Below are 25,607 nucleotides of genomic sequence, written 5' to 3' on the forward strand. Positions count from 1 at the left end.
TGGAAAATATCGGTTAAATATACTCCCCATTATTTTTCTTAAATATGCCTGATTGTCCAATGATTGTATGGATAATTTAAATATACCCATGGCGAGTATATTGATGGCAAAGTCTGATTTCTCGTTGCAACCTCCTGTTTACATATCTTGCTGAATAGCCGCCCCGTGCATTTATGCAAATCTGTAGCGGCTTACGTCAATGTACTTTTTGCAAAAGAGTGCTATTTTTCATGACCAACTTTCGCTTAAAGTTTCGGTTCTGAATTCAGTCATAATTGTATTTTCCGTGCGACAACAATTGCACAAACCAAACTGCTTGATAAATATATTCGGACTTCAAATATGATGCTTCGTGGCATGCTGTATGCTAGTTTGCATCAGTCCTGACTTAAGTAGTTCGATGTTCTTTCTTGCAAAGAGGAAATCAAATGAAGCTCGCTAATATTAAAATCGGAGTGAAGTTGGGTGCCTTGTCTGGCATTCTTCTTTTGGCAGTGGTGAGTATTGGTATTGGTGGTCAAAGCGCACTGAGCCTTAGCAGTACGACCAATATTGCGAACATGCACAGAGACAATGTGCTGACGCAAACCGTGAATACCGCCAGAAAAGCTCAGGTTGAATTTAAGAAGCAAGTGCAAGAATGGAAAAATCTGCTACTACGCGGCAATGATCCCGCCAACTTCACCAAATATTCCGAAGCTTTTGTAAAGCAAAGTGAAGTGACACAAACCAATCTTCAGCAATTGAAGAAGCTATTCGCGCAACTCGATTTAGATACCAAGATGGTGGATGAGGCGCTGACTACGCACCAGGAACTACAGGGGAAATACCTCGATGCACTTAAAAAATACGATCAGGCGGATCAAAATAGTGCGCATATCGTTGATACCTTGGTTAATGGTATGGACAGACCGCCAACCCAAAAAATTGATGGCATTGTAGATTTTATTTTGGCGAAGGCGGACAGCCTGGTCGCAGAATCAGAAAAAGATGCTCAGGCACGTTATCAGTTTTCTTCCCGCTTACTCTGGAGTGGTATTTTGCTCGCCTTGGTGTTGGGTGGCACGATTACTTATTGGCTGATCCGTGGCATTACCAGACCACTCCTTCAGGCAGTCAACATGGCGCAAACCGCAGCATCGGGTGATCTGACATCAAAAATCACCGTCAACGGTACGGACGAAATTGGTCTATTAATGAAGTCCCTCAAAGAAATGAACCAGAGTCTGTCGAATATCGTCAACGAGGTGCGCGGCGGTACGGATGCTATTCATGAGGCATCCTCAGAAATCGCTACCGGTAATCTAGATTTATCTGCACGAACAGAGGCACAGGCCGGCTCGATAGAAGAAACAGCATCTTCTATGGAGGAACTGACTTCCAATGTCCGACAAAATGCCGGCAATGCGAGTGAAGCTAGTCGCATGGCAATTGTCGCGTCTGAAGTCGCCTCCAAAGGTGGATCCGTAGTCAGCCAGGTGATCGAGATGATGGCGTCGATTAACGAGTCTTCCAAAAAGATTGTGGATATTATTGGGGTCATTGATGGCATCGCTTTTCAAACCAATATCCTCGCTTTAAATGCCGCAGTAGAGGCCGCCAGAGCTGGTGAGCAAGGACGCGGCTTTGCGGTGGTCGCCTCCGAGGTACGCAATCTGGCGCAGCGTTCTGCCAGTGCTGCTAAAGAAATTAAAACCTTGATTAACGATTCTGTCAGCAAGGTAGAGGCGGGCGCTGTGCTGGTGAATCAGGCTGGTAATACGATGGTAGAAGTGGTCGAGAGCGTTAAACGCGTCAGCGACGTTTTGATCACAATCAACTCGACCAATCATGAGCAAAATACCGAGATAGAGCAAATCAGTCAGGCAATTAGCCAGATGGATAACGTCACCCAGCAGAACGCAGCGTTGGTCGAACAAGCAGCGGCAGCAACCGAATCCTTGCAAGAGCAGGCGCAGCATTTAACTGCCGTGGTCAGTGTGTTTGTGACGCATAAAAATACGAATCAGGCAGCGGCGACGAAGCGGATCGGATCAAATCTAAAGTTGATTCCCGGCTGATCTCAGACTGATCTCAGGGTAACTTCAGGCGGATAGAAGATTGTCGTCTGGCGGTGCGTACTTAGTTTTGTCAGTTGCAAAGAAATCCAAAAACAGGATTATTTTTTTAGATTGTTGCTAGGCGCATCCGCTTGATGCGCCTAAATTTTATCTATCGACAGCGTCAGTATGGCTCACAATCCTGCCGCATACTGTTAAGCTTTATATCCCTTAACTCTAACAATAAAAATTTCTATGATTGATTATCGTGAAATCACATTTCGACTCTTATCTGCTGTGCTGGTCGGTTGCATCATCGGGCTAGATCGCAATTTACATGGCAAGCCAACCGGGATTAAAACACTAGGTCTAGTGGCGCTGGGCGCCTCGCTATTAACCATGGCGAGTATGGATTTTTCGCTGTCGCAAGGTAAATATGATCCATCCGCGGTGAGCCGCGTGATTCAGGGTGTAATTACTGGCGTTGGCTTTTTGGGCGCTGGCGTGATCATTCATGAAGCAGGGAATGACAAGGTTCGCGGACTGACCACCGCCGCCTCTATTTGGGTAACCGCCGCACTGGGGATCGTATGCGGTATGGGATCATGGCAAATTGCCGGTGTAGCGATGATTATTGTATTAATGCTGTTTTTGATCGGCCGGCCATTAGAAAGAATGTTGCATCAAAAATGGCTGGATAAAAGCGCAGAAGAAAAAGCTGCAATCACTCGTCACGAAGAGTAAATTTAAAATCAAATTCGCCAGCTCGATGATGAGTGTTCATTATTGAGGGGCAGGTTGTTAATTACAATGCGATTTAAATCTGCTTGTTATTTGTAGTGACTCTGACCTGAAATGAATAGGATTGTCAGATTCGTTGGAGTTTTTTGTGATGGTAAAAAGGCAGAAGCAATCATATATCGCCTTAGCAGAAATGCGATATTTTTTACCACATTCACAATAAAAAATTATTAAGGAGAATCATGAACAAGTGGGAATACAAAATTGTTTCGGTACATGCGAAACGTAACTTTTGGACGAGGCAGTTTGACTTGAAAGTAGTTGAAGATAAATTAAATTCCATGGGGCAGCAAGGCTGGGAACTGGTGGCTATGGAGGGGCTTAGTGCGCGACATGCTATTTCGCCCGTTTTGACATTCAAACGCGCAATTTAGATATATGCCATTTAAAGTCATTCGCAGGATAGCCTCATTTCCCTAAAATTGACCACCGGCGGCAATTTACTTTTATCAACCAGTTATGGCTGGCTGAACTTTACCCGTTTATAATCACTTGAACAAAAGATGCACTACGCTTTCAAAGTACGCTGACCGTTTGGTTACTACAAATTAAAACAAATTAAGCGAAAAAATGTCACGAAACTCATTAAAAGTTGGGCTAATCGTCGCAGCTATATGCCCTGCAGCCTTTATTGTTACAGCCAGTCTCTCGTCGTTGATGCCCGGTTGTAGTCTTGGTGGATCGGGGGGGGCTGCAGGTGGGTGTACAGCTTTTGGCATTAGTTTTGATTGGCTTATAGGGTTCGCGACGCCCGCGTTTGTATTCTCGTTCTTCACTGTACCAATCGGAATGCTTATTTGTTTTGTTGGTGCTTTTTTCTCAGAAAAAAAGTCGTAATATTTTTTGCGAATGCTGGGGTCTCGGAACTCAGCTGCGATTCTTAATTATCAGCACTCGAAATCACCAGCATCATATGCTTTGCAATAAGTCTGCCAATCTTGATTGACTTGTGCAGCAGCTCCTTGCGCTAGAGTCAGCATTTGCTTTCCCCATTTTTTCTGTTGTCCAAAGGCGATCAATTCATCTGCGATGGCAGAACCTTGTCGGCTAGAACTACGTAAGTGTGCTGAGGCTAGCAGGCCAGCCATAATTTTGATTACATCTTGTAATTCTTGCGTTGAGGTTTTAGCTTTAGCTAGTGCGACGCGGTCTTCCGTCGGTAGTAAGGCACGCAGAATATAGGATTGTTTGCCCACATGGACGGGCTGTAAAAACGCCATCGATACTGCTTGCATGCGACGTTGTAATGTGACGGTACGATCTGCTTCACTTTTCCATGCGGGTTGTACTTTGCTGAAATTACCAAGGTAGGGAACCAGTGAAGATGGTAATGATTGTTTTAAGTCGAGTAAATAATTATTGTCCGGGTTGCCTTTGCCTTGTACCAGCAAGATGTAACGATCCACGCCGAGGCTACCTGTACCTGCGATGCGCTTGGCGACATCAATCACTTTAAAGAATTTTTTATCTGCCTGTTTTTCTGCAAAAGCGGCCATCCATTCGGTAATCCGTTTGCGCTGTTTTGGTGTGAGCGCTAAGGCATGCACTCCATCAATAATCAGTTGGCGCTTTTTTCCGACGACTACACTACGTTTGTTTAAAAAGTCTACGCGTTGCCTGTGTTTTAAACTATCTAATAGCTGATGCACCATGCCAGTGGTGTTGTCGCGTTCTATCCAATAGCTCTTGCCATTGCCCAATGCGCAGCTATAGGATTCTAGAAAAATTTTGCATAGCGCATTGGCGTTGGTACCCGTCAGGCCGAGCGTAGGTGCAGCAACTAAAATGCTTGCAAGTACGCGAATTAAATCCCAGCTTAGCGGTGCCAGTGCTGCTTCGTCAAAGTCATTGATATCAAAATAGGCGAGGCGATTGTCGCCCTTATAACTGCCAAAATTCTCCAGATGCAGATCGCCGCAACACCATGCCAGCGGCGCTTGTTGCAAGAGCTTATGTTTAGGCAAGCGGGCATAAAACAGATGACAGGTGCCACGCAAAAAAACAAAAGCATCCTGCCGCATGTTACGATACTTCATCGTTAGACGTTCAGAATCCCGCCCGGCATTAAAGTTAAGAATGTGATCGACGACATTTTGCATAATTTTTTTAATTATTTAAATTAATAAGATTCATCATATTGCAGACACATTACCAAATCTGAAAAACTTAATATTTGTTACGAAAAAAAGCCGCTCAGTGATGTGCTGAACGGCTTTTAAGGATATTGCATTTCGCCAGCCTTGCTGACAGATGGTTGAAGCTTTATGCAGTCGCCGCACTCTTACGGCGGTATAGCACAAGTGTAGCAACCAAACCGCAAATGGCAGCAAACGTCATCCACAAGCCAGGTGCCGCTTTATCGCCAGTGACCTCAATCGCCCAAGTGGCGATGGCGGGTGTAAATCCACCAAAAATGGCGGTCGCTAAACTATAAGCAAACGAGAAGCCGACCGTACGCACATCAACTGGCATCACTTCGGTTAAGGCTACTACCATTGCGCCGTTATAACTGGCATATAAGAAGGAGAGCCATAACTCAACGATCAACATGCGGTCAAAACTTGGTGCAGCTACCAGCCAATATATGGTTGGATAGGCAGTCAAGATAGTTAATACGGTGAAAAAAACCAGTAGAGGACGACGACCAACCCGATCAGATAATGCGCCCATAATAGGCAGCCAGATGAAGTTAGAAATGCCGACACAGAAGGTCACTACCAAGCTATCTTTGGTAGTTAATTTCAGAACAGTTTTGCCAAAGGTTGGTGTATAGACCGTGATCAGATAAAACGATACTGTCGTCATCGATACCAGCATCATGCCTGCGACGATGATGCCCCAGTTTTTCTTCATGGATTGGAAAATCTGCGCTGTCGTCGGGCGATGTTTGCGAGCCAGAAATTCTGTCGTCTCTTGCAAAGAGCGACGGATCAAAAAGATAAACGGTACGATCATGCAGCCAATCGCGAATGGAATACGCCATCCCCAGTCAGCCACTTCCGTTGGCGACAGCCAATGGTTTAAACCATAGCCCAGCGCGGCTGCCAGGATAATGGCAACTTGCTGGCTGGCGGATTGCCAGCTGACATAAAAACCCTTATGTCCTGGGGTAGCCATCTCTGACAAGTAGACCGATACGCCGCCCAGTTCTACACCAGCGGAAAAGCCTTGCAGCAAGCGACCGATCAAGACCAGGATTGGTGCGAGTATGCCGATGGTGGCGTAGCCCGGTACAAACGCAATTAACACCGTACCCGACGCCATGATGGCGAGAGTAGTGATCAGACCTTTGCGACGACCAATTCTGTCGACATAGGCGCCCAGTATAATCGCGCCTAGCGGACGCATTAAAAATCCCGCGCCAAACGTCATAAAGGTAAACATCAGCGAACTGAAGTCATCCGCCGCAGGGAAGAACGTCTTGGAAATATAGGTGGCGTAAAAGCCGAACAGGAAGAAATCAAACATCTCCAGAAAGTTGCCGCTAGTGACGCGGAAAACCATCCCGAGCTGCGATTGGCGTGGTGCTGCAGTCTCCATTTGCTGTCCCTTTAAGAGTAAAACTATTTTATTGTTGGCAAAGGATAAACCGGTATGCCAACTGTTATTTGAGCGACTGGCTAAGTTACTGTATTAGCTAACGTGCTTGATATTAATCCGGCTACTAACTCAGTTGTTATATCAACGCTCTGCGAAGAGTTACGCTTCGCATCCCCTAGATTCTTGTCCAGAGTGATAGGCGGCAATTATAGCTGAGCGACTATTGCCCAGTGTGTCAGAAAGTAGTAAGTGAAAACCCGTAGCAATGGGCGCAACCATTATTGCCGGGCGCTTTTTTAAAAACGATACCTGAGCGCAACGCGACTGGATTTTTAGAAGTTCCGATAAGTCCTAACTTAAGCCCTTTTGTGTTCGGTAGCAGACATACATGTAGCTACGCCACTCTTATCATCAGTTCTTATGGCTATAGCGACATCACATATTGCCTCTGCGCAGGTAATCAAGTCTTAGTGCAGATGTAATGGTAGTGCAGCTCATATTCAGCTCATGTTCAGCTCATGTTCAGCGCAAATTCAACACAACATCAATGGAGTCCGCCTTGCTAAGACGAATTTTACTTTCTCTGGTAGCGACCATGATTGTCGCTGCTTTATGTGTTTATGGCGCATTCTGGCGGCCTTCATTGGCAGCTGTTCCGGTTCCCGCAGCCAACAGCTTTTCTCCGCAGTTAGTAGAAAAAGGTGCGGTGCTGGCAGGTCTGGGTAATTGTGCGTCTTGCCATACGGCCAAAGGCGGCAAAGCATTTGCGGGTGGTTACGGCCTGGCAACACCATTCGGCACAATTTATTCCAGCAACATCACGCCAGACCCGGCGACCGGCATCGGTACCTGGTCGCAAGAGGCATTTAAGCGTGCTATGCACGAAGGCGTGCGTGCTGATGGCGCGCATTTGTTCCCGGCTTTCCCCTATACCCATTTCACCACGATCACAGATGAAGACGTGACTGCGCTGTATGCGTATTTGATGACCCGCCCGCCGGTTGTCGCTCCGGCCATTGCCAATACCGTGCCATTCCCTCTCAGCTTGCGCCCGCTACAAGCCGGCTGGAAGCTGCTTTATTTCAAAAAAGCCAGTTACGAAACCGAGGTCGGTAAAAGCGTCGATTGGAATCGTGGCCGCTACTTGTCTGAGGGCGTTGCTCATTGCGCTGCCTGCCATACGCCACGCAACAAGTTGGGTGCGGAGCTAAAAAATTCACCTTACCTCGGTGCCAATATTGACGCATGGTTTGCACCTGCTTTAACTGATGCCAATACCGCGCCTTTACCCTGGACTGAGGATGAGATTTATACCTACTTGCGCAGCGGCATGACTGCTTTGCACGGCACTGCATCAGGTCCGATGGCGGGCGTGATCTATGACGGTCTGGCCAAAGCGCCGGACAGCGACATCCGCGCGATGGCGATTTATTTTGCGGATATGAATGGCAGTTCACCCGACGCCAAACAGTCTAAATTGCTGAGCCTTGATACGATCAAATCGGAAGCTACGCTGGCAAAAATCATGTCAAAGTCCTCGCAAGTCGGCGGTCAATACAATGACCATGGCGCTAATCTATATCTTGCCGCCTGTGCCTCATGTCACTCTAACAGCAACGGCAAACCATCCGCTATCCGGCCAGAGCTTGGTCTGAATAGTGCATTGACTGCGGCGGAGCCGACCAATCTGATACAGGTAATTTTGCATGGCATCGCTAAGCGTGAGGCGCAACCCAGTCTGGTCATGCCGGGTTTTGCCGCAACTATGAGCGATGACGATATCGCGCAAATTGCAAGCTATTTACGCCGTAGCCGCACCGAACTTGCGCCTTGGCCTGCGGTAGATGTGACGGTAGCAAAGCTACGTAAATCTTCAAAATCCGAATAAATGTTGCTTAGCGAGTTTTCTATCAACTTTAGTCAGCAAATTGTTAATCAGCTTTTACAACGAACCTATTTCGTGAAACGAGACCAGCATGAATAAATTGACCGTCAATGGTAAATCCGTCACCGTCGATGTTGATCCAGCGACGCCTTTGCTCTGGGTAATCCGGGATGAAATCGGTTTAAAAGGTACCAAGTTTGGTTGCGGTATAGGCATGTGTGGTGCCTGCACGGTGCATCTGGATGGCCGTGCGGTCCGCTCTTGTATTACACCAGTCAGCGCCGTGGCGGATGCGCAGATCACGACGATAGAAGGGCTGGGTGCAGGCTTGGGTGGAAAGGGCTTAGGTGGAAGCACTGGCTCCGGTGCAGACGGTCAGCATCCGCTGCAAATCGCATGGATAGCGACTCAGGCACCGCAGTGCGGTTATTGCCAGTCAGGACAAATTATGCAGGCGGCGACTTTATTAAAAGATTATCCGCACCCGACCGACGCCAATATTGATGCAGTAATGAGCGGAAATTTGTGTCGCTGCATGGCGTATGTGCGGATTCGTAAAGCGATCAAGCTAGCTGCCGAAGGTACGCAAAGTACGGGCGTGCAAGAAACAAAACAGGAGCAGACCCATGCTTAATAAGTTACCCAAGGCTCTGTCCAATAAAGCGCAAGCAGACAATCAGAAAATATCTCTACAGCGTCGCAGCTTTATGATCACCGCTGCAGGCGCTGGATTTACGCTGGCGTTTTTGCGGGCTGACATGTCATTTGCTGATACTGACTTGGCGGCTACAACCGGTAAAAAATCTATTCTGCCGATGTTTGATCCCACCATCTGGTTTGAGATGGATCGTGATGGTATGGTCACTGTGAATATCGCCAAAGCAGAAATGGGTCAGCATGTCGGTACCGCATTAGCGCGTATCGTCGCCGATGAATTGGAAGTCAGCTGGGATGCCATCCGCTTACATTATGTAGACAGCGATCCTAAATGGGGCACCATGGTCACCGGTGGTAGCTGGTCGGTCTGGCAAAGTTTTGAGGCACTCAGCCGTGCCGGTGCCGCTGGTAGAATTGCGCTGATCGAAGAGGGCGCTAAACTCATGGGCGCGTCAGTAGATGCCTGTGAAGCACGCGACGGTGTTGTGCGTGCCGGTAGCAAGACGATATCGTATGCCGACATCATTCGCAAAGGCAATCTCAGTCGCAAATATTCACCAGAGCAACTCAAAGCCATCGTTCTCAAAACGCCCGAGCAACGGCGCTTGATTGGGCATGCTGATCTGACATTGCAAGCAATCGATATCCCCGCCAAAACCAATGGCAGTGCAGTGTACGGAATTGATGCTGTGATCGAGGGCATGGTCTACGCCAGACCACGTTTGCCGCCTACGCGCAATGGCTCCAAGGTCGTATCGATAGATGATTCTGCCGCCAAAGCGATCAAAGGGTATATCAAATCGATCGCATTAGACGATCCGTCAGACACCGTGCCTGGCTGGGTCATGGTGTTTGCTGATTCTTTTAGCGCTGCCAATCGTGCGGCAGAATTAGTCAATATTAAATGGAGCGCCGGTGCCGCTGCCACCGTATCAGAAGACGACATTATCGCGCATGGCACTAAGCTGATTGCCGATAAAGCAGTTGGTACGCTGGTCGTTGCTGATGGCGGTGTTGAAGATGCTTTTTCTAAAGCCAAGCAAACGCTGGAGCAAGATTACACCACCAGTACCGTGCTGCATTTTCAGTTGGAACCGGTCAACGCGGTCGCTCTATTTAAAGATAGCGTCTGGCATATTCATACCGGCAACCAGTGGCAATCGCTGATACTTCCAACTCTAGCTAAGGCGCTCGGTGTGGCCGAAACTTCGGTCATATTGCATACCTATTTGTTAGGCGGCGGTTTTGGTCGTCGCTTAAATGGTGACTACGCCGTTCCTGCTGCGCTGGCTGCCAAAGCGATGGGGCGTCCCGTCAAAATGCTTTGTACCCGCGCTGATGATGCACGTTTTGATTCGCCCCGCTCGGCATCGATTCAGCATGTGCGAATGGCGTTTGGCGAGAATAATGCCGTGACAGCGATGGAGCATCATGCCTGCGCTGGTTGGCCGACGCAGGTGATGATTCCCGCATTTTTAGCCAAGGGAAAAGATGGCAAGCCTTACGATCCATTTTCTATCTCTGGTGCTGATCATTGGTACACCGTGGGCGCGCATCGGGTACGGGCGATTTCCAATGATCTGGCGAACAGCACGTTTCGTCCGGGCTGGTTGCGATCAGTGGGACCTGGCTGGACGAACTGGGCGGTAGAGAGTTTTATGGACGAGGCAGCGCAGCTGATCAAGGCCGATCCGCTAGCATTCAGATTATCGATGCTGGACGCCAAAGGGATCAACGTGGGCAGCGCACCGAACGCCGTTGGCGGTGCAGCGCGCTTGGCCAATGTACTTAAACGTGCTGCCGAAAAGGCGGGCTGGGGATCGGCAATGCCGCCTGATACTGGAATGGGCATTGCCAGCACCTTTGGGCAAGAGCGCGACATGCCGACCTGGACTGCGTGTGTAGCACGCGTCAAAGTAGACCGTAAAACTGGTGTGGTTAAGGTGGAGAAACTCGTTATGGTGATCGACGCTGGCACCATCATTCATCCAGATGGCGCGCTGGCACAGGCCGAGGGCGGCGCTTTGTGGGGCGTGAGCATGGCATTGCACGAGGGTACAACGTTTGTAAATGGCGAAGTCCGGGACACGAATTTAAATTCCTATACACCTTTGCGGATGGCGGATGTGCCAGAGATGGAGTTCGAATTTATCAGCAGCACAGAGACCGCAACCGGCATGGGCGAGCCACCAACCACTGTCGTTGGCCCTGCAATTGGCAATGCAATTTTTGCTGCAGTTGGCGTCAGAATGCGACATTTACCAATGCGTGCAGAGGCGATTTTGGCAGCATTGGGTAAAAAGGCTTAGATTGATTACTTAGATTAATCGTTGATATGCCTGATGCAAAACAGCATCTGGTTTTTACCAGGCATCTAATCCAAGCAGTTTGCGACCCAAAGGATTTAACTGAGCACGCGCAAAGTGTTTTTTCTCAAATCCTCGGGGGTCTCCGGGGAATGGATCTTCTGTAGGATGGGTTTGCTCAGACCAAGTATGTATGCGAGCCTGCCGCAAAGGCGCATCCTCAACATCTGCAGACGACATCGCTATATATTGCGCCATGCGAACCCGGTTCTCAGATCGATTCTGACGAACGCCATGAGCTAGCAAGCTGTTAAAGATTACCAGATCCCCTGCATCCAGCTCGGGGGTAATGATTTCGTAATTCGTCGTATCGGGTTGGAACGGATTGCTGTCTTTTGGTTGAAAGTTCCACCAGGTATCGATTTGTGCAAATATGCCGGGGACGCACTGGAACCCGCCAACCTCCAGATCCTGCTTTAGCAGCGAAAGTACGCCTTGTACAGAAATGGGCAACGGTCGCTTTGATACATCCACATCGAAATGGATAAATCCATCAACTTGACCCGATATTTTGGTGTCACGGTCAGGCAGATTCACATTGGCGCGATCAATCGTCACCCATAAGTCTTCTCTGTCCCAAATATCAACAAACGCATCGTAGACACGAGGATGCTGACGTGTATCCCACATAGACTGGTGGTTATACACTTCCACCATGCCTGAATTACTCAGTTCTCTTGCCTGCTGTTCGCTCAGGTGCGGCGGGTACCAGGTCGTATCATCAACAGGGTTCATTTCCCTAAACTGCCAGAGCATATTGACCACTGCCGCAGTCTTTTCCGGTGGAACCGCCTTACGAATAATCACGTAACCCTTGGTCACCCAATGCTGCCAGTCGGCTTCACTCAGAACCCGCAAGGGCTTCGTCTTCTGTATGTCTTTTAGCTGGGTAGTTTGGCCTTTTGTAGCCAAGTGCTTGCCTTGCTCATTAGTGTTGATATTCTGTTCAAATGTAGCGGTATCCGTGGGCATTGCGTGTTTCCTATTTGCTTACTCTGATGAATTTTTATAACTAAGTCTCAATAGACATTAAAAATGTTCGCGCATGCTAACCAACCATCGTCCTCAGTCAGCCATAGGCGAACTGATATAGTGGAATTCTGCCATCAAGCCGGACAAACTTCCTCGCTTGATCGGCATGGCAACTTGTCCTGGCACTAGTAATTCAAGTGCTGGTACAGGCGCAATATCATTCCCAGCCTCATCCAGCCATGTCATCAGCGACTCATCACTGACTGGTTGACCGTTCACTCTGATCCATTCTAGACAGCTTGCCATATCTCTGTCATCAACTTGCGCCAGCAGCTGATCTGCCGCTATTAAAAATAATGTCCCTTGCTGGCTCAGATAGGCGTGCTGTAAATGAGTCAGCGCCTCACCGGTGTGCAAGACCAAACCTTGCGGCGTTACTCTGGCGATATACGGCGTTGCTTCCAGATCCAGATAGACCCGTTGCGGACCGTTTTGAAAATACCAGCGACCTTGTTCATCATGCTGATAATTACGATTGATAAAACCGAGCAAGGCAGCGTTGACGATCTTATCGCCTGGCAAATGCTGCGCCTGCGCGCGCTCATCCCGCATGCGCCAGTGACCACGCGCATCCAATGCCAGCCAGCCGAAGCAATGCGGTACATTCGGCCATTTTTGTAATGCGGCTTTGACGATGTCATCCATGAGCTACCTTCAAAATTCTAACGACCCCGTTCAAAGAAATGCAATATTTTTTCTGGCAGCCAATGCAAACTGCCAGGTGGTTTGCCCACTGCAAAGCCGACATGGCCGCCATGTCTAGGGTAGTCCAGCGTAACATGTGACGAGGCCTTGTGCGGTAAATGGTGACCAGGTAAAAACGGGTCATTCAGCGCATTCATCACTAGTGTCGGTACACGGATATCGGGTAATACATGTTTGGCGCTGGCGCGATTCCAGTAGTCGTCGGTATCCAGATAGCCATGCAAAGGTGCGGTGACCACGTTATCGAATTCATATAAATTTTTGGCAGCAAGCAGCGCATTGCGATTGAATAAGCCTGGGAACTGATCCAATTTTTTCAGGCATTTTGGCTTTAGTGTTTTTAAAAACATCCGTGTGTACACCATATTAAAACCGCTCGACAAGGATGCGCCACCTTGCGCCAGATCCAGCGGCGCTGAGATCGACACAGCTGCGTCGACAATCGCCGCCTGATCTGGCGATTCGCCTAGCCAGCGTAGCAGCGCATTACCGCCTAGCGAGACACCTGCTGCATAGAATTTCCCATTGGGATGTTGTGCGCGATAGGCGGCTTGCAGGCGCTGAGTGACCCAGGCGATTTCTTGCGCATCGCCAGAGTGATAAAAACGCGGCGCTTGATTTAACTCGCCAGAGCAGCCGCGAAAATGCGGCACCGCGCCAGACCATCCCCGTTCTTTAACCAGTGCCATCAGCGCCCGTGCATAGTGGCTGTCGCTAGAGCCTTCGAGGCCGTGGAACAGCACGACAAACGGCTGTCCGGCCTGACCGTCAACAAAGTCCACATCGATAAAATCACCATCAGGCGTGTCCCAGCGCTCACGCCGGAAATCGACCTTGGGTTTGTTGATGTACAGGGCAGGGTAGATGGTTTGTAAGTGGCCGGACGGCAGCCATTTTGGAGCGTCGTACTTCATGTGTTTAGGTTTAGCCTGACTGATACAAAAATTTGATGCTCCCTTTAATGCAGCACGCTCGCTTTAAACATATCTAAAGGCGCATTTCCCGAGGCAACTGAGGCATGGTGTGCCGTAATCCGCCAGCCACGCGGGGTTTTGACATACACGTTGGTGGCTAAAATGTGTACGTCCGGCGCAACGTCGTTATGTTGCTGCACGTTCTCGATAATATTGTGTACCGCTGTCAGCATATTGTGCGAGGCATGCAATTGGGCTGGACGGATGTGCACGCTGCCGCGCTCAAAAATCGCTTCCCAAGATGTGCGTATTGCCGCATGTCCGATCAACCTGGGGCCACCGGGATGGATGCAGACGATTTCCTCATCCTCCGCCCACAATGCCATCAAGGCATCTAGATCAGCGCGACTGATTGCATCATAAAAGGCGTTTTCAGTTTCGTCGGCACTTCCGTTCAATTGCTTTTTGGCTGGCATGATGGATTCTGTTTGAGGTTGTCGGCGAGGATGATGATAAATGATACTGGACTAAGGTATATGGAAACAATGTCATATTGTCCAATCATTCTCTGGAGTATTTAGCTATCAATACCTATACTCCCTGATTTGCCATATTAATGCGCTTTTAAAACAGTGCCTGGTGCTAATTTATATTGGGTGCCGCAATAAGAGCAAGTCGCTGAGCCGCCATGGGATAAATCCAGATAAACTCGCGGGTGGGAAGACCATAAGGGCATCGCCGGATTTGGGCAGTGCGCCGGTAAATCCTTAGCTTGTAATTCGACGACAGCGGCTGGGGTTTTATTTGGGGATGTAGTTGCAGACATAAAATTCTCCTGAGGTAAGACCTACACAAAAATGCCCCAGCTGCGTTGCACCGACGGGTTTTAGTTACTTTGGTACTAAAGTACTGTCTTTGTCGCTGCGCGTTGCTGGGATGATTTTGTGCAAGTCTTTTAAATATACAAACTATTCAAAGTCCCATGATTTTAACGGATTGCGGCGTCTGTGCCTTGCGGTTTTTAGAAGTTTCCTCTTCGATGGCGAAAGTGATTTAGCGAATGCTGCCAGCATTGATTGCCTATCGTCGTTAAAATGAGCACCTTTTCTGATTTTTCAAAGCCCTCCATGAGTTTTCAATCTAAGCAACACGCCTTCCGCGAGGGACTTAAAATCGGCGTGCCAAGTTTGTTTGGGATTGGTGCATGGGGTTTGGTGGTAGGCGTTGCCATGATCAAAGCGGGTTTAACCGTGCCACAAGCTATTGGCATGACGCTGCTGGTGTTTGCCGGTTCTGCGCAACTCGCGTCTTTGCCTTTGATCGCTGTGCATGCACCCATCTGGGTTATTTTCGCCACGGCCTTGGTTGTTAATCTGCGATTTGTGATTTTTTCTGCGATTCTGGCACCGCATTTTTCTAGCTTGCCTTTGCGGGTGCGCGCTTATCTGGGTTATTTTTCCGGTGACGTGTCGGTTGCATTTTTTATGCTGCGCTTCCCCCATTCTGATGTTCAGGAAGAAGTATCGTCTGAGCAATCAGTGGTGACACTTGAAAACAAGCTCGCCTACCTAAAGGGTCTGATCATGCCAAACTGGTCGGCATGGCAAATCGGGTCGCTGATCGGTATTTTACTGGGTAGCCAGGTGCCGATGAGCTGGGGATTGGGCTTTGCCGGTACGCTGGCAATCCTGTGCATTATGTTACCGCTGGTGATGAATAAGGCTGCCCTGGCAGGTGTGGTCGTGGCTAGTGTGGTTGCCTTGGTAAGCGTTAATTTTCCATACAAGCTGGGACTGCTGATCGCCGTCATTGTGGGGATGATCACTGCCATGGTGGTGGAAGAGTGGCTGGAAACACTGCACAAGATTGATGCTAAGACTGACACTAAGACGGAAATTCAGACGGAAATTCAGCCCAAGACCGCCGCGCAACCTGTTGCCACCAACGAGGAGAAACGATGAGCGACCTTGAAATCTGGCTGGTTATTTTTGCATTGGCTGTTGCGACTTTTATTGCCCGCAGTACGTTTTGGCTGGTCGGGCATCACATTAATTTGCCAAAACGGGTACAAGAAGCTTTACGCTATGCGCCTGCCTGCGCCTTGGCAGCGATCATTGTGCCGGATGTGTTGCTTAGCAACGGCCAGTTATCGTTTGCGCTCGATAACCTTAAATTAATCGCTGCCATCGCCGCAGGTGGTTTCTTTCTGGTTAAACGAAATATGTTACTAACGATTTTCTTTGGGATGGCGGTGTACACCTATGTACGATTGGGATTGTGATTGTGATTTTAATAGGACTTACGCAAAAATGCCCCAGCCGCGTTGCAGCGACAATTTTGCGTAATCCCTATTTAATTGCAAATTTGCAATAAAGTGCACTAATTCCAGCTAAAAACGGTGTAGTCGGCGACGGGTGTTTGGTAGAATACGGGACTTAGATTTTTCTCCCACCTCTTTCATTCGCCAACTCCATGCAATTTAATCGACTCAGCGACCTGATCGCCGCCAATCAACTCCAGGGCAAACGTGTATTTATTCGGGCAGATCTCAATGTGCCGCAGGACGATCATGGCAATATCACGGAAGACACGCGCATCCGCGCCTCGGTTCCTGCGATACAACAAGCCTTAAAAGCCGGTGCAGCAGTGATGGTGACCTCGCATTTAGGACGTCCGACGGAAGGCGAGTTTAAACCTGCTGACAGCCTGGCGCCGGTTGCCGTGCGTTTATCCGAGCTGCTGGGTGTGGCTGTCGAGCTGAAACAAAATTGGGTAGACGGCGTGGATGTTGCAGCAGGAGAAGTTGTTTTACTAGAAAATTGCCGCGTCAATAAAGGCGAAAAAAAGAACGACGATGCGCTGGCGCAAAAAATGGCCGCCTTATGCGATATCTATGTGAATGACGCGTTCGGCACTGCCCATCGCGCAGAAGCCACGACCCATGGGATTGCCAAATACGCCAAAGTCGCTTGTGCCGGCCCTTTGTTGTCCGCTGAGCTAGACGCATTGGGCAAAGCGCTTGGTCATCCGGCACGTCCTCTGGTCGCAATCGTTGCCGGTTCCAAAGTGTCAAGCAAACTCACGATTCTTAAATCGCTTGCGGACAAAGTGGACAACCTGATTGTCGGCGGCGGCATTGCGAATACGTTTATGTTGGCAGCTGGTTTAAAGATCGGCAAATCACTGGCAGAAGCGGATCTGGTGGATGAAGCCAAAGCCATTATCGATATGATGGCAAAACGCGGTGCATCGGTGCCTATTCCTACCGATGTTGTTTGCGCTAAAGAATTTTCTCCAACGGCTGTTGCTACCGTTAAGTCAGTCCATGAGGTTGAAGCGGATGACATGATTCTGGATATTGGTCCAGTCACTTCTGTCTTACTGGCGGCGCAAATCAAACAAGCTGGCACCATCGTCTGGAACGGTCCGGTCGGCGTATTTGAGTTTGATCAGTTTGGTAACGGCACCAAAGTGCTGGCACAGGCGATTGCAGACTCTAAGGGATTTTCCATCGCTGGCGGTGGCGACACTTTGGCCGCGATTGCAAAATATCAGATCACCGACAAAATTGGTTATATCTCTACTGGCGGCGGTGCTTTCCTGGAATTTTTGGAAGGTAAAACCTTGCCAGCGGTCGATATTTTATTGCAACGAGCAGCAAAGTAATCAAATTAAGCAAGATGATCAAGTTGTAAGGCAAGGTAAAAAACTAAAAACCGATATCAATATCAGGAGACCAGATGGCACGCGGAACCAAGATTGTTGCAACGATAGGCCCAGCTTCCAGTGATTTGGCGACACTCAAGCGCATGCTGCAAGCGGGTGTCAATGTAGTACGTCTGAATTTTTCGCATGGCAAGGCGCAAGATCACATTGATCGTGCGACTCTGGTGCGCCAGGCCGCGGCAGAGTGCGGTCGTGAGATCGCCATCATGGCTGATTTGCAAGGTCCCAAAATCCGTATCGGTAAGTTTGAAAATAGCAAAATTGAGATCGCTAACGGCGACAAGTTTATTTTGGATGCCGACTGTGGCATGGGTAACCAAGAGCGCGTTGGTCTCGATTACAAAGCCTTGCCACGTGACGTCAAGCCAGGCGACGTATTGTTGCTCAATGATGGTCTGATCGTTTTAATCGTCGATAAAATTATTGGTAATGAAATTCACACGATTACTAAAATCGGCGGTGAGCTATCCAATAACAAAGGTATCAATCGCCAGGGCGGTGGTTTAACTGCCCCTGCTTTGACTGCCAAAGATATGGAAGATATTAAGACCGCGATGTCGTTCCAGGCAGATTACATTGCCGTGTCCTTTCCTAAAAACGCGACTGATATGGAAATGGCGCGCCAGTTATCTAATATTGCTGGAGAGGCTTATGGTCATAAGCCGATGATGATCGCTAAGATCGAACGCGCAGAAGCGATCCCGTTATTGCAGGAAATTCTCGACTCATCCGATGGCATCATGGTAGCGCGTGGCGATCTGGCAGTAGAAGTAGGTAATGCAGCTGTGCCTGCCCTGCAAAAACGCATGATCAAAATGGCGCGTGCTTCTAACAAATTAGCCATCACCGCAACCCAGATGATGGAGTCGATGATTTTTAACGCGGTACCTACTCGTGCAGAAGTATCCGATGTCGCCAATGCCGTGTTGGATGGCACGGATGCTGTGATGACTTCCGCAGAGACCGCATCTGGTAAATATCCGGTAGAAACAGTCGAGGCAATGGCATCGATTTGTGTCGAGGCGGAAAAATTTCAGGAGTGCAAACTGGATGCAGATTTTTTGAATCAGACCTTTACCCGGATTGATCAGTCCATCGCTTACGGTGCTTTATTCACGGCATATCACTTACGCGTAAAAGCGATTGTGGCGCTGACTGAGTCCGGCTCCACCGCGCTGTGGATGAGTCGTCACAATATTGATATTCCTTTATTTGCACTGACGCCGAGTATCGCGACTCAGCGCAAAGTAGCTTTATATCGCAATGTAGAAACCTATACTTTGCCGCATTCAAGCGACCGCGAAGCCGTATTGAAATCGGCAGAAACCATCTTGCTGCAAAACGGCATCGTCACCAAAGGTGACATGATCGTTGTTACCTGGGGCGAGCCTATGGGACAGGTTGGCGGAACCAATGCACTGAAAATCGTCAAGGTCGGAGATCATTAATTCTCTGTCAGCTTGAATGATTCTTTAATGCGGCATTGAGGTTTTTAATTCGAGGTTTTTAATTCTATATTTTTAATTCAAGATTTTTAATCGTACTCTGGAGTAAATTATGCCACTCGTATCTATGCGCCAATTGTTGGACCACGCCGCTGAAAATGGCTACGGCTTACCAGCATTCAACGTCAATAATCTGGAGCAAGTCACCGCCATCATGCAAGCAGCGGATGAAGTCGGCGCGCCCGTCATTATGCAAGCCTCCGCCGGTGCGCGTAAATATGCTGGCGAAGCTTTTCTGCGCCATCTGATCGAAGCTGCGGTAGAAGCTTATCCGCATATCCCCGTGGTGATGCATCAGGATCATGGTCAGTCGCCTGCGGTATGTATGGCAGCGATTAAATCGGGCTTTACATCGGTGATGATGGACGGTTCATTGATGGAAGACGGCAAGAGCGTTGCCAGCTACGAATATAACGTCGAAGTCTCGCGTGAAGTCGTCAAATTCTCGCACTCAATTGGCGTCACGGTAGAAGCAGAACTGGGCGTACTCGGTTCATTGGAAACCATGATGGGCGACAAAGAAGATGGTCACGGTGCTGACGGCAAAATGACTCGTGAACAATTGCTGACCGACGTCGATCAGGCTGCTGATTTCGTCAAGCAAACACAATGCGACGCATTGGCAATTGCAATCGGTACCTCACACGGTGCATACAAGTTTTCACGTAAGCCTACTGGCGACATTCTGGCAATTGACCGTATCAAAGAAATCCACGCGCGCATTCCGAATACCCACCTGGTAATGCACGGCTCCTCTTCAGTGCCACAAGAACTGCTGGAAGAAATTCGCCAGTTCGGTGGCGATATGAAAGAAACCTACGGCGTACCAGTAGAAGAAATCGTGATCGGTATCCAGCATGGCGTGCGTAAAATCAATATTGATACCGACATCCGTTTAGCAATGACCGGCGCAATCCGTCGTTATTTGTTTGAGAATCCAGGCAAGTTCGATCCGCGCGACTACCTCAAGCCAGCGCGCGAAGCCGCTAAACTGGTCTGCAAAGCGCGTTATTTGTCATTTGGCTGCGAAGGTCAGGCAGCAAAGATCAAGCCTATGCCTTTGGAAAAAATTGCTGAACAATACAAAAAAGGTAGCCTGGCTCAGTTGGTTAAATAAGCCGGTAACTACTTAAGCAAAATCAGTGCAGCAAATCAGTAAATTAATTTGAAAAAGACGGGGCGCACAGTGCGCCCTGCGTACTTTTAAAAAGTAAATATTATGACGACGCAAATCAATTCCACTCTGCATTCCTTGCCGCTGCTAGGCCGCGGGAAAGTCCGTGACAACTACGCCGTCGGCGACGACAAACTCCTGATCGTCACTAGCGATCGTTTGTCCGCGTTTGATGTGATCATGAATGAACCGATTCCTGAAAAAGGTCGCGTACTCAATCAGATGGCTAATTTCTGGTTTGAAAAACTCGGACATATCGTGCCAAATCATTTGACGGGTATTGCGCCGGAAAGTGTTGTCGCTGCTGAAGAAGTGGAGCAAGTGCGCGGTCGTGCGGTCGTGGCAAAACGCCTGAAACCGATCATGGTAGAAGCGGTCGTGCGCGGCTACATTATCGGTTCTGGATGGAAAGATTATCAGGATACCGGTGCAATTTGCGGCATCACCTTGCCAGCCGGTTTGCCACAGGCAGCAAAGTTGCCAGCACCGATTTTTACCCCAGCAGCAAAAGCAGAAATGGGTGAGCACGATGAGAACATCAGCTATGCCAAAACAGAAGAACTGATTGGTAAAGAACTCGCTGCAAAAATCCGCGACATCAGTATTCAGTTGTACACCGAGGCCGCAGAATATGCTGCTACTCGTGGCATCATCATTGCGGATACCAAGTTTGAATTTGGTCTGGACGACAGTGGCGTGTTGCATCTGATGGATGAAGTTTTGACCGCAGATTCGTCCCGTTTCTGGCCAGCAGATTCTTACGCAACAGGAATATCACCACCGTCATTTGACAAGCAATTTGTGCGCGACTACCTGGAAACGATTACGAGTTGGAAAAAGACAGCGCCAGCGCCAGCCCTGCCAGAAGAAGTGATTGCAAAGACCGCCGCAAAGTATCGTGAGGCATTAGAACGTCTGACTGGCGAAACGCTGAAGGCCTAATCATGAATCAAGCAAGTAACGAGTCACCATCGCAATCATTGTTGATATCGCCGATCATCGGTATCGTCATGGGCTCTTCCTCCGATTGGGATGTGATGCAACATGCCGTCGCTGTTCTGAAAGAGTTTGGCATCCCTTATGAAGCGCAGGTCGTCTCTGCGCATCGCATGCCGGATGAGATGTTTGCCTATGCAGAAACTGCCAGAACGCGCGGACTGCGTGCCATCATCGCCGGTGCTGGCGGTGCGGCACATTTGCCAGGGATGATCGCAGCAAAAACCATCGTTCCAGTGCTGGGTGTGCCAGTGCCATCCAAATATCTGCGCGGTGAAGATTCTTTGCTCTCGATTGTGCAAATGCCAAAAGGGATTCCGGTAGCGACGTTTGCGATTGGCGAGGCGGGTGCTGCCAATGCGGCACTGGCAGCGATTGCTATGCTGGCGACAACCGACGAAGGTTTGGCACAAAAATTGATGGATTTTCGCCTGAAGCAAACACAAGTAGCGCGTGACATGGTGTTGCCGGATTAGTGTAGTTGTATGAGTTCGCATGAGCGTGTATTTGATTCGCCCACGGTTATTCCCAGTGAAACTCAATACAAATACGCGACGCAAAATTACAGGATTCGCCATTCCAGCGCATGCGGGAATTAAGCTGGGTACAGGCGCAGAAAGATCGAAACAGATGCTGAATTTGCTGCTGCGCAGACGATGAAACTAGCAAGCGTTCTAGCGACTTAAAATAATACTCCTATGGTGTATTTTTAATCGTCTAGAGAATCATTGGACAATTGGCCATATTTTGTAAATTTTGCGGGGAGTATATGTTTTTCTGCGCTGTTTCATTATAAAGCGCCGTGGCTCATGATGTGTTTGATCAATCTTCGTTGCTCCGCCAGTCGCGCAAACTTATTTGCTGAGTATGTACTGTTTTTGCGCGCGTCACCGGCATAAGTTTAATTTTCAAATTTCGTTTTAGACTCCGTTTTAGATTACGTTTTATATTTGCCTAACATCATGACTATCGATACTCAAACAACTCCGCGCCATCCCCTGTTACCGAATACTGAGCAAAGCTGTCTCGGCATTTTAGGCGGTGGGCAACTCGGGCGCATGTTTGCGCATGCTGCACAAACCATGGGCTATCAGGTCGCCGTATTAGAGCCAGAAGCGGGTTGTCCAGCCGGGCAAGTCGCTGAGCACCATATCCAAGCCGCTTATGATGACGCCGCTGGTTTGGCCGCGTTACGCAAACTGACTCGTGCAGTAACGACCGAATTTGAAAACGTCCCGGCCAATAGTTTGACGATGCTGGCGCAAGACGGCTTCGTTGCTCCTTCTGGCGCTTGTGTTTCGGTTGCACAAGATCGCTTGCAAGAGAAAGATTTTTTCACCCGCTGTGCCATGCACACCGGTGTATTTCCGGCTCCACATGCACGTATCGAGAATCAGGATGACGTCGCTCTGATCAGTGAAGATCTGTTGCCCGGTATTTTAAAAACGGTACGCATGGGTTACGACGGCAAAGGACAGGTCAGAGTCCGTAACCGCGATGAGTTAGTGGAAGCCGTCGCCGGTATGAACGGCCAGCTCTGCGTGTTAGAAAAAATGCTGCCGCTTGCATACGAAGTATCGTTGTTAGTCGCGCGCGGTGTTGATGGTCAAGCCGTGGTGTATCCGATTGCGGAAAACGTCCATCGCGATGGAATCTTGTTCACCACCACGGTCCCTAGCCCAAATGTCACGGATGGCGTCGCGAAGATGGCGCAAAAGGCGGCGCTGGATATCATTGCTCAATTAGCCTACGTCGGCGTTTTATGCATCGAATTTTTTGTATTGCAGGACGGATCCCTGGTCGTCAATGAAATGGCACCACGTCCCCACAATAGCGGCCACTACACCATCAACGCCTGTGTTACCAGTCAGTTTGAGCAGCAGGTCAGGGCGCTGGCACAGTTGCCATTAGCTGACGTACGTCAGCATTCGCCAGCGGTGATGCTAAATATTTTAGGTGACGTTTGGTTTGAAGGTGAAGCTGTCAGTCCACGCGAACCTGCTTGGGACAAGCTACTCGCTTTGCCGGGTACGCATTTGCATTTATATGGCAAATCTGAAGCGCGACGCGCACGCAAAATGGGGCACGTCACCTTTATTGCCCCCAAGTTGGCGGACGCACAAGCGACGCTAGCACTTGCTTGCGACATTCTTGGCATCGCGAACTAATGTCAGACGAGTTTAAGACCAAATTACGATGAATAGCGAGAATAGTTTGACGATGTCAACAAAGCACAATACGTTTGACGCCTCAATACAATCTGCCGCCCGCCAGTTGGAATCGGGGCAGTTAGTCGCGTTTCCGACTGAAACCGTGTACGGACTTGGTGCTGATGCAGAGAATCCGTCCGCTGTTGCTGCCATTTATGCAGCCAAAGGCCGTCCTGCCAATCATCCTGTGATCGTACATCTGGCGCCGGAGGCCGATATTCAGTATTGGGCTGCCGATATTCCGGCCGAGGCACATCGGCTGATTGCCGCATTTTGGCCGGGACCATTGACCTTAATTTTGACGCGTGCCGCGCATATCCCAGGCGCCGTATCTGGCGGTCAGGATTCAATAGGATTACGTTGCCCTTCACATCCGGTTGCACAGCAGTTGTTACGCGCGTTTAAAAATGGTAAAGGTGGTATCGCAGCGCCATCGGCAAATAAATTTGGACATGTTAGTCCGACCACAGCGCAGCATGTTCGAGATGAATTTCCAGCCGAGCTTGCGAACCAGATGATCACAGCAGTGCTAGACGGTGGTCAGAGTGATGTCGGTATAGAGTCAACAATTTTGGATTTAACGAGATTGGAAACCCACGGACCAGTATTATTGCGACCCGGCCACATCTCTGCCGCCGAACTGGCACGCGTATTAGGAATACAGCCATCCGCGCCTGATATCACCGCACCAAGAGCATCGGGTACCTTGGATGCGCACTACGCTCCAAACACGCCGGTTGTTTTAATCGCAGAAGACACGCTGGAATCGACCATACAGCAATTGCTGGATAGCGGCAAAAAAGTGGCGGTCATGCGTTACCAGGAACATGTTCAGCAAAACGTGCAGGCATTAAAAGTGATCGTTGCTGATCCGTCAGTGTATGCGCATGATCTGTATGCTGGTTTGCGCGAACTGGATGCCGCGCATGCCGATGTGATTTTGGTTGAAATGCTACCGGATGATCACGCCTGGCAAGGCGTTAACGATCGCTTGCGACGTGCTGCGTTTGATTCGCGTGACGTACTACAAAAGCTGCTCACTAATTGAGCGAACTAAGCGAACTAAGTCGCGGTTTTACAGAAACCTTAGCGACTATTTGTACAGCAGCTTCATCACTAGAATAAATATTGCCAACACCAGAGTAATAAAATTGGCAATGATGATCGGTAGCGCGTTCAGCATCAGGCCGTACGCCAGCCACATGGCAATCCCACCTACCAGGATGATGTACATGCCCAGTGACACACCGTCAGCACGCTTGCGACGCCAGGTCATCCATGCTTGGGGAATAAAGGCAGTTGTCGTCATGCTGGCGGCAATATAGCCGATCAGATCAGTCAGTTGAGGCATCATTTACTTGGCAGTATCAGTATGGTTGCCGTAGTTATGCTATCGCTACGGTGTGGATTGCGGCGGCAAAAATTGACCAGATTGATAAATGAGCGGGGCTTGCGGAGTAAATTCACAATGCTCTACTTCGCCGACAAAAATCACATGGTCACCTTCTGGATAGCGGCTGCGATTATGACACTCAAACCAAGCAGATGCACCAACTAAAATAGGATGACCGGTGCGAGACAAACGATAATCTACCCCCTCAAACCGATCTTTTTTACGACTGGCAAATTGTTCTGCAACCCAAGCCTGTTCGGATGACAAAATATTCACAACATAGTGAGAATTGCCGCTAAAAGCGTCCATGCTACTTGACGTATTTGCCAGACTCCACAACACCAGCGGCGGATCGAGTGAGACAGAATTGAAGGAACTGACTGTCAGACCCAAATAAGTCCTGTCTGCCAGACGAGTCGTAATCACCGTCACGCCAGTCGCAAACTGCGACAAAGCCTGACGAAAGTGGGGGGTATCAAATTCGCGCTTAGCAGCGCGGGGGGAGCGAGTATGCATTGGGTTTCCAGATTTATTTTGGGCATTATCCGGTATTTTTCATTAGATTGCTCACGCCCATTCTGCTCCGTATGCCAACTAATCTATGCATCAAACTAGTAGTTTTATTTTGCTCCTTAATTAATTATCTAATCAGTGTCCATAAATA

24 protein-coding genes are annotated in these 25,607 nt (G+C 49.0%); 15 read left to right on the forward strand and 9 right to left on the reverse strand.

Going from position 1 to position 25,607, the window contains the following annotated elements; all coding sequences use genetic code 11:
- Positions 1-428: 428 nt before the first annotated feature.
- The 3 genes from QN395_RS05055 (at position 429) to QN395_RS05065 (ending at position 3,214) form a co-directional block, all read left to right on the forward strand.
- Positions 429-2,060 carry a methyl-accepting chemotaxis protein gene (locus tag QN395_RS05055; protein ID WP_322120041.1) on the forward strand — a complete coding sequence of 544 codons (1,632 nt, stop codon included), beginning with the start codon at positions 429-431 and terminating at the stop codon, positions 2,058-2,060.
- A 234-nt stretch (positions 2,061-2,294) separates the two neighbouring features.
- Positions 2,295-2,783, forward strand: coding sequence for an MgtC/SapB family protein (locus QN395_RS05060; RefSeq protein WP_322120040.1), 489 nt, complete (start codon positions 2,295-2,297; stop codon positions 2,781-2,783).
- 239 nt (positions 2,784-3,022) lie between these two features.
- Positions 3,023-3,214 carry a DUF4177 domain-containing protein gene (locus QN395_RS05065; RefSeq protein ID WP_322120039.1) on the forward strand — a complete coding sequence of 64 codons (192 nt, stop codon included), beginning with the start codon at positions 3,023-3,025 and terminating at the stop codon, positions 3,212-3,214.
- 513 nt (positions 3,215-3,727) lie between these two features.
- Here QN395_RS05065 and QN395_RS05070 read toward each other — a convergent pair.
- Both QN395_RS05070 and QN395_RS05075 read right to left on the reverse strand, forming a co-directional pair.
- On the reverse strand, positions 3,728-4,939 hold the full coding sequence (locus QN395_RS05070; RefSeq protein ID WP_323492147.1) for a DUF2252 domain-containing protein: 1,212 nt from the start codon (positions 4,937-4,939) through the stop codon (positions 3,728-3,730).
- Between the two features lie 163 nt (positions 4,940-5,102).
- Entirely contained in the window at positions 5,103-6,380 is a 1,278-nt protein-coding gene (locus QN395_RS05075; RefSeq protein ID WP_322120037.1) for an MFS transporter, read from the reverse strand.
- A gap of 559 nt (positions 6,381-6,939) precedes the next feature.
- Here QN395_RS05075 and QN395_RS05080 point away from each other — a divergent pair.
- From QN395_RS05080 to QN395_RS05090, 3 genes are all read left to right on the forward strand, one after another.
- Positions 6,940-8,268 carry a cytochrome c gene (locus QN395_RS05080; protein WP_322120036.1) on the forward strand — a complete coding sequence of 443 codons (1,329 nt, stop codon included), beginning with the start codon at positions 6,940-6,942 and terminating at the stop codon, positions 8,266-8,268.
- A gap of 88 nt (positions 8,269-8,356) precedes the next feature.
- On the forward strand, positions 8,357-8,899 hold the full coding sequence (locus tag QN395_RS05085; RefSeq protein WP_322120035.1) for a (2Fe-2S)-binding protein: 543 nt from the start codon (positions 8,357-8,359) through the stop codon (positions 8,897-8,899).
- Positions 8,892-11,231: a xanthine dehydrogenase family protein molybdopterin-binding subunit gene (locus QN395_RS05090; protein ID WP_322120034.1), complete on the forward strand. Its 2,340-nt coding sequence runs from the start codon at positions 8,892-8,894 to the stop codon at positions 11,229-11,231. The genes QN395_RS05085 and QN395_RS05090 overlap by 8 nt, the downstream gene beginning before the upstream one ends.
- Positions 11,232-11,285: 54 nt before the next feature.
- Here the strand turns inward: QN395_RS05090 and QN395_RS05095 are convergent, their stop codons facing one another.
- The 5 genes from QN395_RS05095 to QN395_RS05115 form a co-directional block, all read right to left on the reverse strand.
- Positions 11,286-12,260, reverse strand: coding sequence for a phytanoyl-CoA dioxygenase family protein (locus QN395_RS05095; RefSeq protein ID WP_323492148.1), 975 nt, complete (start codon positions 12,258-12,260; stop codon positions 11,286-11,288).
- Positions 12,261-12,353: 93 nt separating this feature from the next.
- A complete protein-coding gene (locus QN395_RS05100) occupies positions 12,354-12,965 on the reverse strand; it encodes a DUF2946 family protein (protein WP_323492149.1) in 612 nt (203 codons plus the stop codon).
- 17 nt (positions 12,966-12,982) lie between these two features.
- The gene (locus tag QN395_RS05105; protein WP_323492150.1) at positions 12,983-13,939 is read right to left on the reverse strand and encodes a YheT family hydrolase; all 957 of its coding nucleotides are present in this window, start codon (positions 13,937-13,939) and stop codon (positions 12,983-12,985) included.
- A 44-nt stretch (positions 13,940-13,983) separates the two neighbouring features.
- Positions 13,984-14,415 carry a nuclear transport factor 2 family protein gene (locus tag QN395_RS05110; RefSeq protein ID WP_323492151.1) on the reverse strand — a complete coding sequence of 144 codons (432 nt, stop codon included), beginning with the start codon at positions 14,413-14,415 and terminating at the stop codon, positions 13,984-13,986.
- Positions 14,416-14,552: 137 nt separating this feature from the next.
- Positions 14,553-14,765: a zinc-finger domain-containing protein gene (locus QN395_RS05115; RefSeq protein WP_323492152.1), complete on the reverse strand. Its 213-nt coding sequence runs from the start codon at positions 14,763-14,765 to the stop codon at positions 14,553-14,555.
- Between the two features lie 301 nt (positions 14,766-15,066).
- On the opposite strand from QN395_RS05115, the gene QN395_RS05120 reads away from it, so the two are divergent.
- The 9 genes from QN395_RS05120 (at position 15,067) to QN395_RS05160 (ending at position 24,598) form a co-directional block, all read left to right on the forward strand.
- Positions 15,067-15,900 (forward strand): AzlC family ABC transporter permease, encoded by an 834-nt coding sequence (locus QN395_RS05120; RefSeq protein ID WP_323492153.1) that lies wholly within the window; start codon positions 15,067-15,069, stop codon positions 15,898-15,900.
- A complete protein-coding gene (locus QN395_RS05125) occupies positions 15,897-16,220 on the forward strand; it encodes an AzlD domain-containing protein (protein ID WP_323492154.1) in 324 nt (107 codons plus the stop codon). Before QN395_RS05120 ends, QN395_RS05125 begins: the two co-directional genes overlap by 4 nt.
- A 191-nt stretch (positions 16,221-16,411) precedes the next feature.
- On the forward strand, positions 16,412-17,605 hold the full coding sequence (locus QN395_RS05130) for a phosphoglycerate kinase (protein WP_323492155.1): 1,194 nt from the start codon (positions 16,412-16,414) through the stop codon (positions 17,603-17,605).
- A gap of 74 nt (positions 17,606-17,679) precedes the next feature.
- On the forward strand, positions 17,680-19,113 hold the full coding sequence (gene pyk, locus QN395_RS05135) for a pyruvate kinase (RefSeq protein WP_323492156.1): 1,434 nt from the start codon (positions 17,680-17,682) through the stop codon (positions 19,111-19,113).
- A 109-nt stretch (positions 19,114-19,222) separates the two neighbouring features.
- Entirely contained in the window at positions 19,223-20,287 is a 1,065-nt protein-coding gene (gene fba, locus QN395_RS05140) for a class II fructose-bisphosphate aldolase (protein ID WP_323492157.1), read from the forward strand.
- 102 nt (positions 20,288-20,389) lie between these two features.
- Entirely contained in the window at positions 20,390-21,286 is an 897-nt protein-coding gene (locus QN395_RS05145) for a phosphoribosylaminoimidazolesuccinocarboxamide synthase (RefSeq protein ID WP_322120023.1), read from the forward strand.
- 2 nt (positions 21,287-21,288) lie between these two features.
- Entirely contained in the window at positions 21,289-21,816 is a 528-nt protein-coding gene (purE, locus tag QN395_RS05150; RefSeq protein WP_322120022.1) for a 5-(carboxyamino)imidazole ribonucleotide mutase, read from the forward strand.
- Between the two features lie 486 nt (positions 21,817-22,302).
- Positions 22,303-23,508: a 5-(carboxyamino)imidazole ribonucleotide synthase gene (locus tag QN395_RS05155; protein ID WP_323492158.1), complete on the forward strand. Its 1,206-nt coding sequence runs from the start codon at positions 22,303-22,305 to the stop codon at positions 23,506-23,508.
- A gap of 52 nt (positions 23,509-23,560) precedes the next feature.
- Positions 23,561-24,598, forward strand: a complete 1,038-nt coding sequence (locus tag QN395_RS05160) for an L-threonylcarbamoyladenylate synthase (protein ID WP_322120020.1) — start codon at positions 23,561-23,563, stop codon at positions 24,596-24,598.
- Between the two features lie 45 nt (positions 24,599-24,643).
- On the opposite strand, the gene QN395_RS05165 is transcribed toward QN395_RS05160, so the two are convergent.
- Both QN395_RS05165 and QN395_RS05170 read right to left on the reverse strand, forming a co-directional pair.
- Positions 24,644-24,904, reverse strand: coding sequence for a SemiSWEET transporter (locus QN395_RS05165; protein ID WP_323492159.1), 261 nt, complete (start codon positions 24,902-24,904; stop codon positions 24,644-24,646).
- A 42-nt stretch (positions 24,905-24,946) separates the two neighbouring features.
- The gene (locus QN395_RS05170) at positions 24,947-25,459 is read right to left on the reverse strand and encodes a flavin reductase family protein (protein WP_323492160.1); all 513 of its coding nucleotides are present in this window, start codon (positions 25,457-25,459) and stop codon (positions 24,947-24,949) included.
- Positions 25,460-25,607: the final 148 nt, after the last annotated feature.

The sequence above is a fragment of the Undibacterium sp. RTI2.2 genome (assembly GCF_035018705.1).
GTDB lineage: Bacteria > Pseudomonadota > Gammaproteobacteria > Burkholderiales > Burkholderiaceae_D > Undibacterium.

Excerpts from the sequence above, each read along its gene's own strand:
- fba (WP_323492157.1), top strand. The coding sequence starts at position 19,223 with ATGCCACTCGTATCTATGCGCCAATTGTTGGACCACGCCGCTGAAAAT.
- QN395_RS05090 (WP_322120034.1), top strand. The coding sequence starts at position 8,892 with ATGCTTAATAAGTTACCCAAGGCTCTGTCCAATAAAGCGCAAGCAGAC.
- pyk (WP_323492156.1), top strand. The coding sequence starts at position 17,680 with ATGGCACGCGGAACCAAGATTGTTGCAACGATAGGCCCAGCTTCCAGT.
- QN395_RS05125 (WP_323492154.1), top strand. The coding sequence starts at position 15,897 with ATGAGCGACCTTGAAATCTGGCTGGTTATTTTTGCATTGGCTGTTGCG.
- QN395_RS05085 (WP_322120035.1), top strand. The coding sequence starts at position 8,357 with ATGAATAAATTGACCGTCAATGGTAAATCCGTCACCGTCGATGTTGAT.
- QN395_RS05155 (WP_323492158.1), top strand. The coding sequence starts at position 22,303 with ATGACTATCGATACTCAAACAACTCCGCGCCATCCCCTGTTACCGAAT.
- QN395_RS05165 (WP_323492159.1), bottom strand. The coding sequence starts at position 24,904 with ATGATGCCTCAACTGACTGATCTGATCGGCTATATTGCCGCCAGCATG.
- QN395_RS05075 (WP_322120037.1), bottom strand. The coding sequence starts at position 6,380 with ATGGAGACTGCAGCACCACGCCAATCGCAGCTCGGGATGGTTTTCCGC.
- QN395_RS05095 (WP_323492148.1), bottom strand. The coding sequence starts at position 12,260 with ATGCCCACGGATACCGCTACATTTGAACAGAATATCAACACTAATGAG.
- QN395_RS05065 (WP_322120039.1), top strand. The coding sequence starts at position 3,023 with ATGAACAAGTGGGAATACAAAATTGTTTCGGTACATGCGAAACGTAAC.
- QN395_RS05160 (WP_322120020.1), top strand. The coding sequence starts at position 23,561 with ATGTCAACAAAGCACAATACGTTTGACGCCTCAATACAATCTGCCGCC.
- QN395_RS05115 (WP_323492152.1), bottom strand. The coding sequence starts at position 14,765 with ATGTCTGCAACTACATCCCCAAATAAAACCCCAGCCGCTGTCGTCGAA.
- QN395_RS05105 (WP_323492150.1), bottom strand. The coding sequence starts at position 13,939 with ATGAAGTACGACGCTCCAAAATGGCTGCCGTCCGGCCACTTACAAACC.
- QN395_RS05145 (WP_322120023.1), top strand. The coding sequence starts at position 20,390 with ATGACGACGCAAATCAATTCCACTCTGCATTCCTTGCCGCTGCTAGGC.
- QN395_RS05055 (WP_322120041.1), top strand. The coding sequence starts at position 429 with ATGAAGCTCGCTAATATTAAAATCGGAGTGAAGTTGGGTGCCTTGTCT.
- QN395_RS05130 (WP_323492155.1), top strand. The coding sequence starts at position 16,412 with ATGCAATTTAATCGACTCAGCGACCTGATCGCCGCCAATCAACTCCAG.
- QN395_RS05060 (WP_322120040.1), top strand. The coding sequence starts at position 2,295 with ATGATTGATTATCGTGAAATCACATTTCGACTCTTATCTGCTGTGCTG.
- QN395_RS05120 (WP_323492153.1), top strand. The coding sequence starts at position 15,067 with ATGAGTTTTCAATCTAAGCAACACGCCTTCCGCGAGGGACTTAAAATC.
- QN395_RS05110 (WP_323492151.1), bottom strand. The coding sequence starts at position 14,415 with ATGCCAGCCAAAAAGCAATTGAACGGAAGTGCCGACGAAACTGAAAAC.
- QN395_RS05100 (WP_323492149.1), bottom strand. The coding sequence starts at position 12,965 with ATGGATGACATCGTCAAAGCCGCATTACAAAAATGGCCGAATGTACCG.
- purE (WP_322120022.1), top strand. The coding sequence starts at position 21,289 with ATGAATCAAGCAAGTAACGAGTCACCATCGCAATCATTGTTGATATCG.
- QN395_RS05070 (WP_323492147.1), bottom strand. The coding sequence starts at position 4,939 with ATGCAAAATGTCGTCGATCACATTCTTAACTTTAATGCCGGGCGGGAT.
- QN395_RS05170 (WP_323492160.1), bottom strand. The coding sequence starts at position 25,459 with ATGCATACTCGCTCCCCCCGCGCTGCTAAGCGCGAATTTGATACCCCC.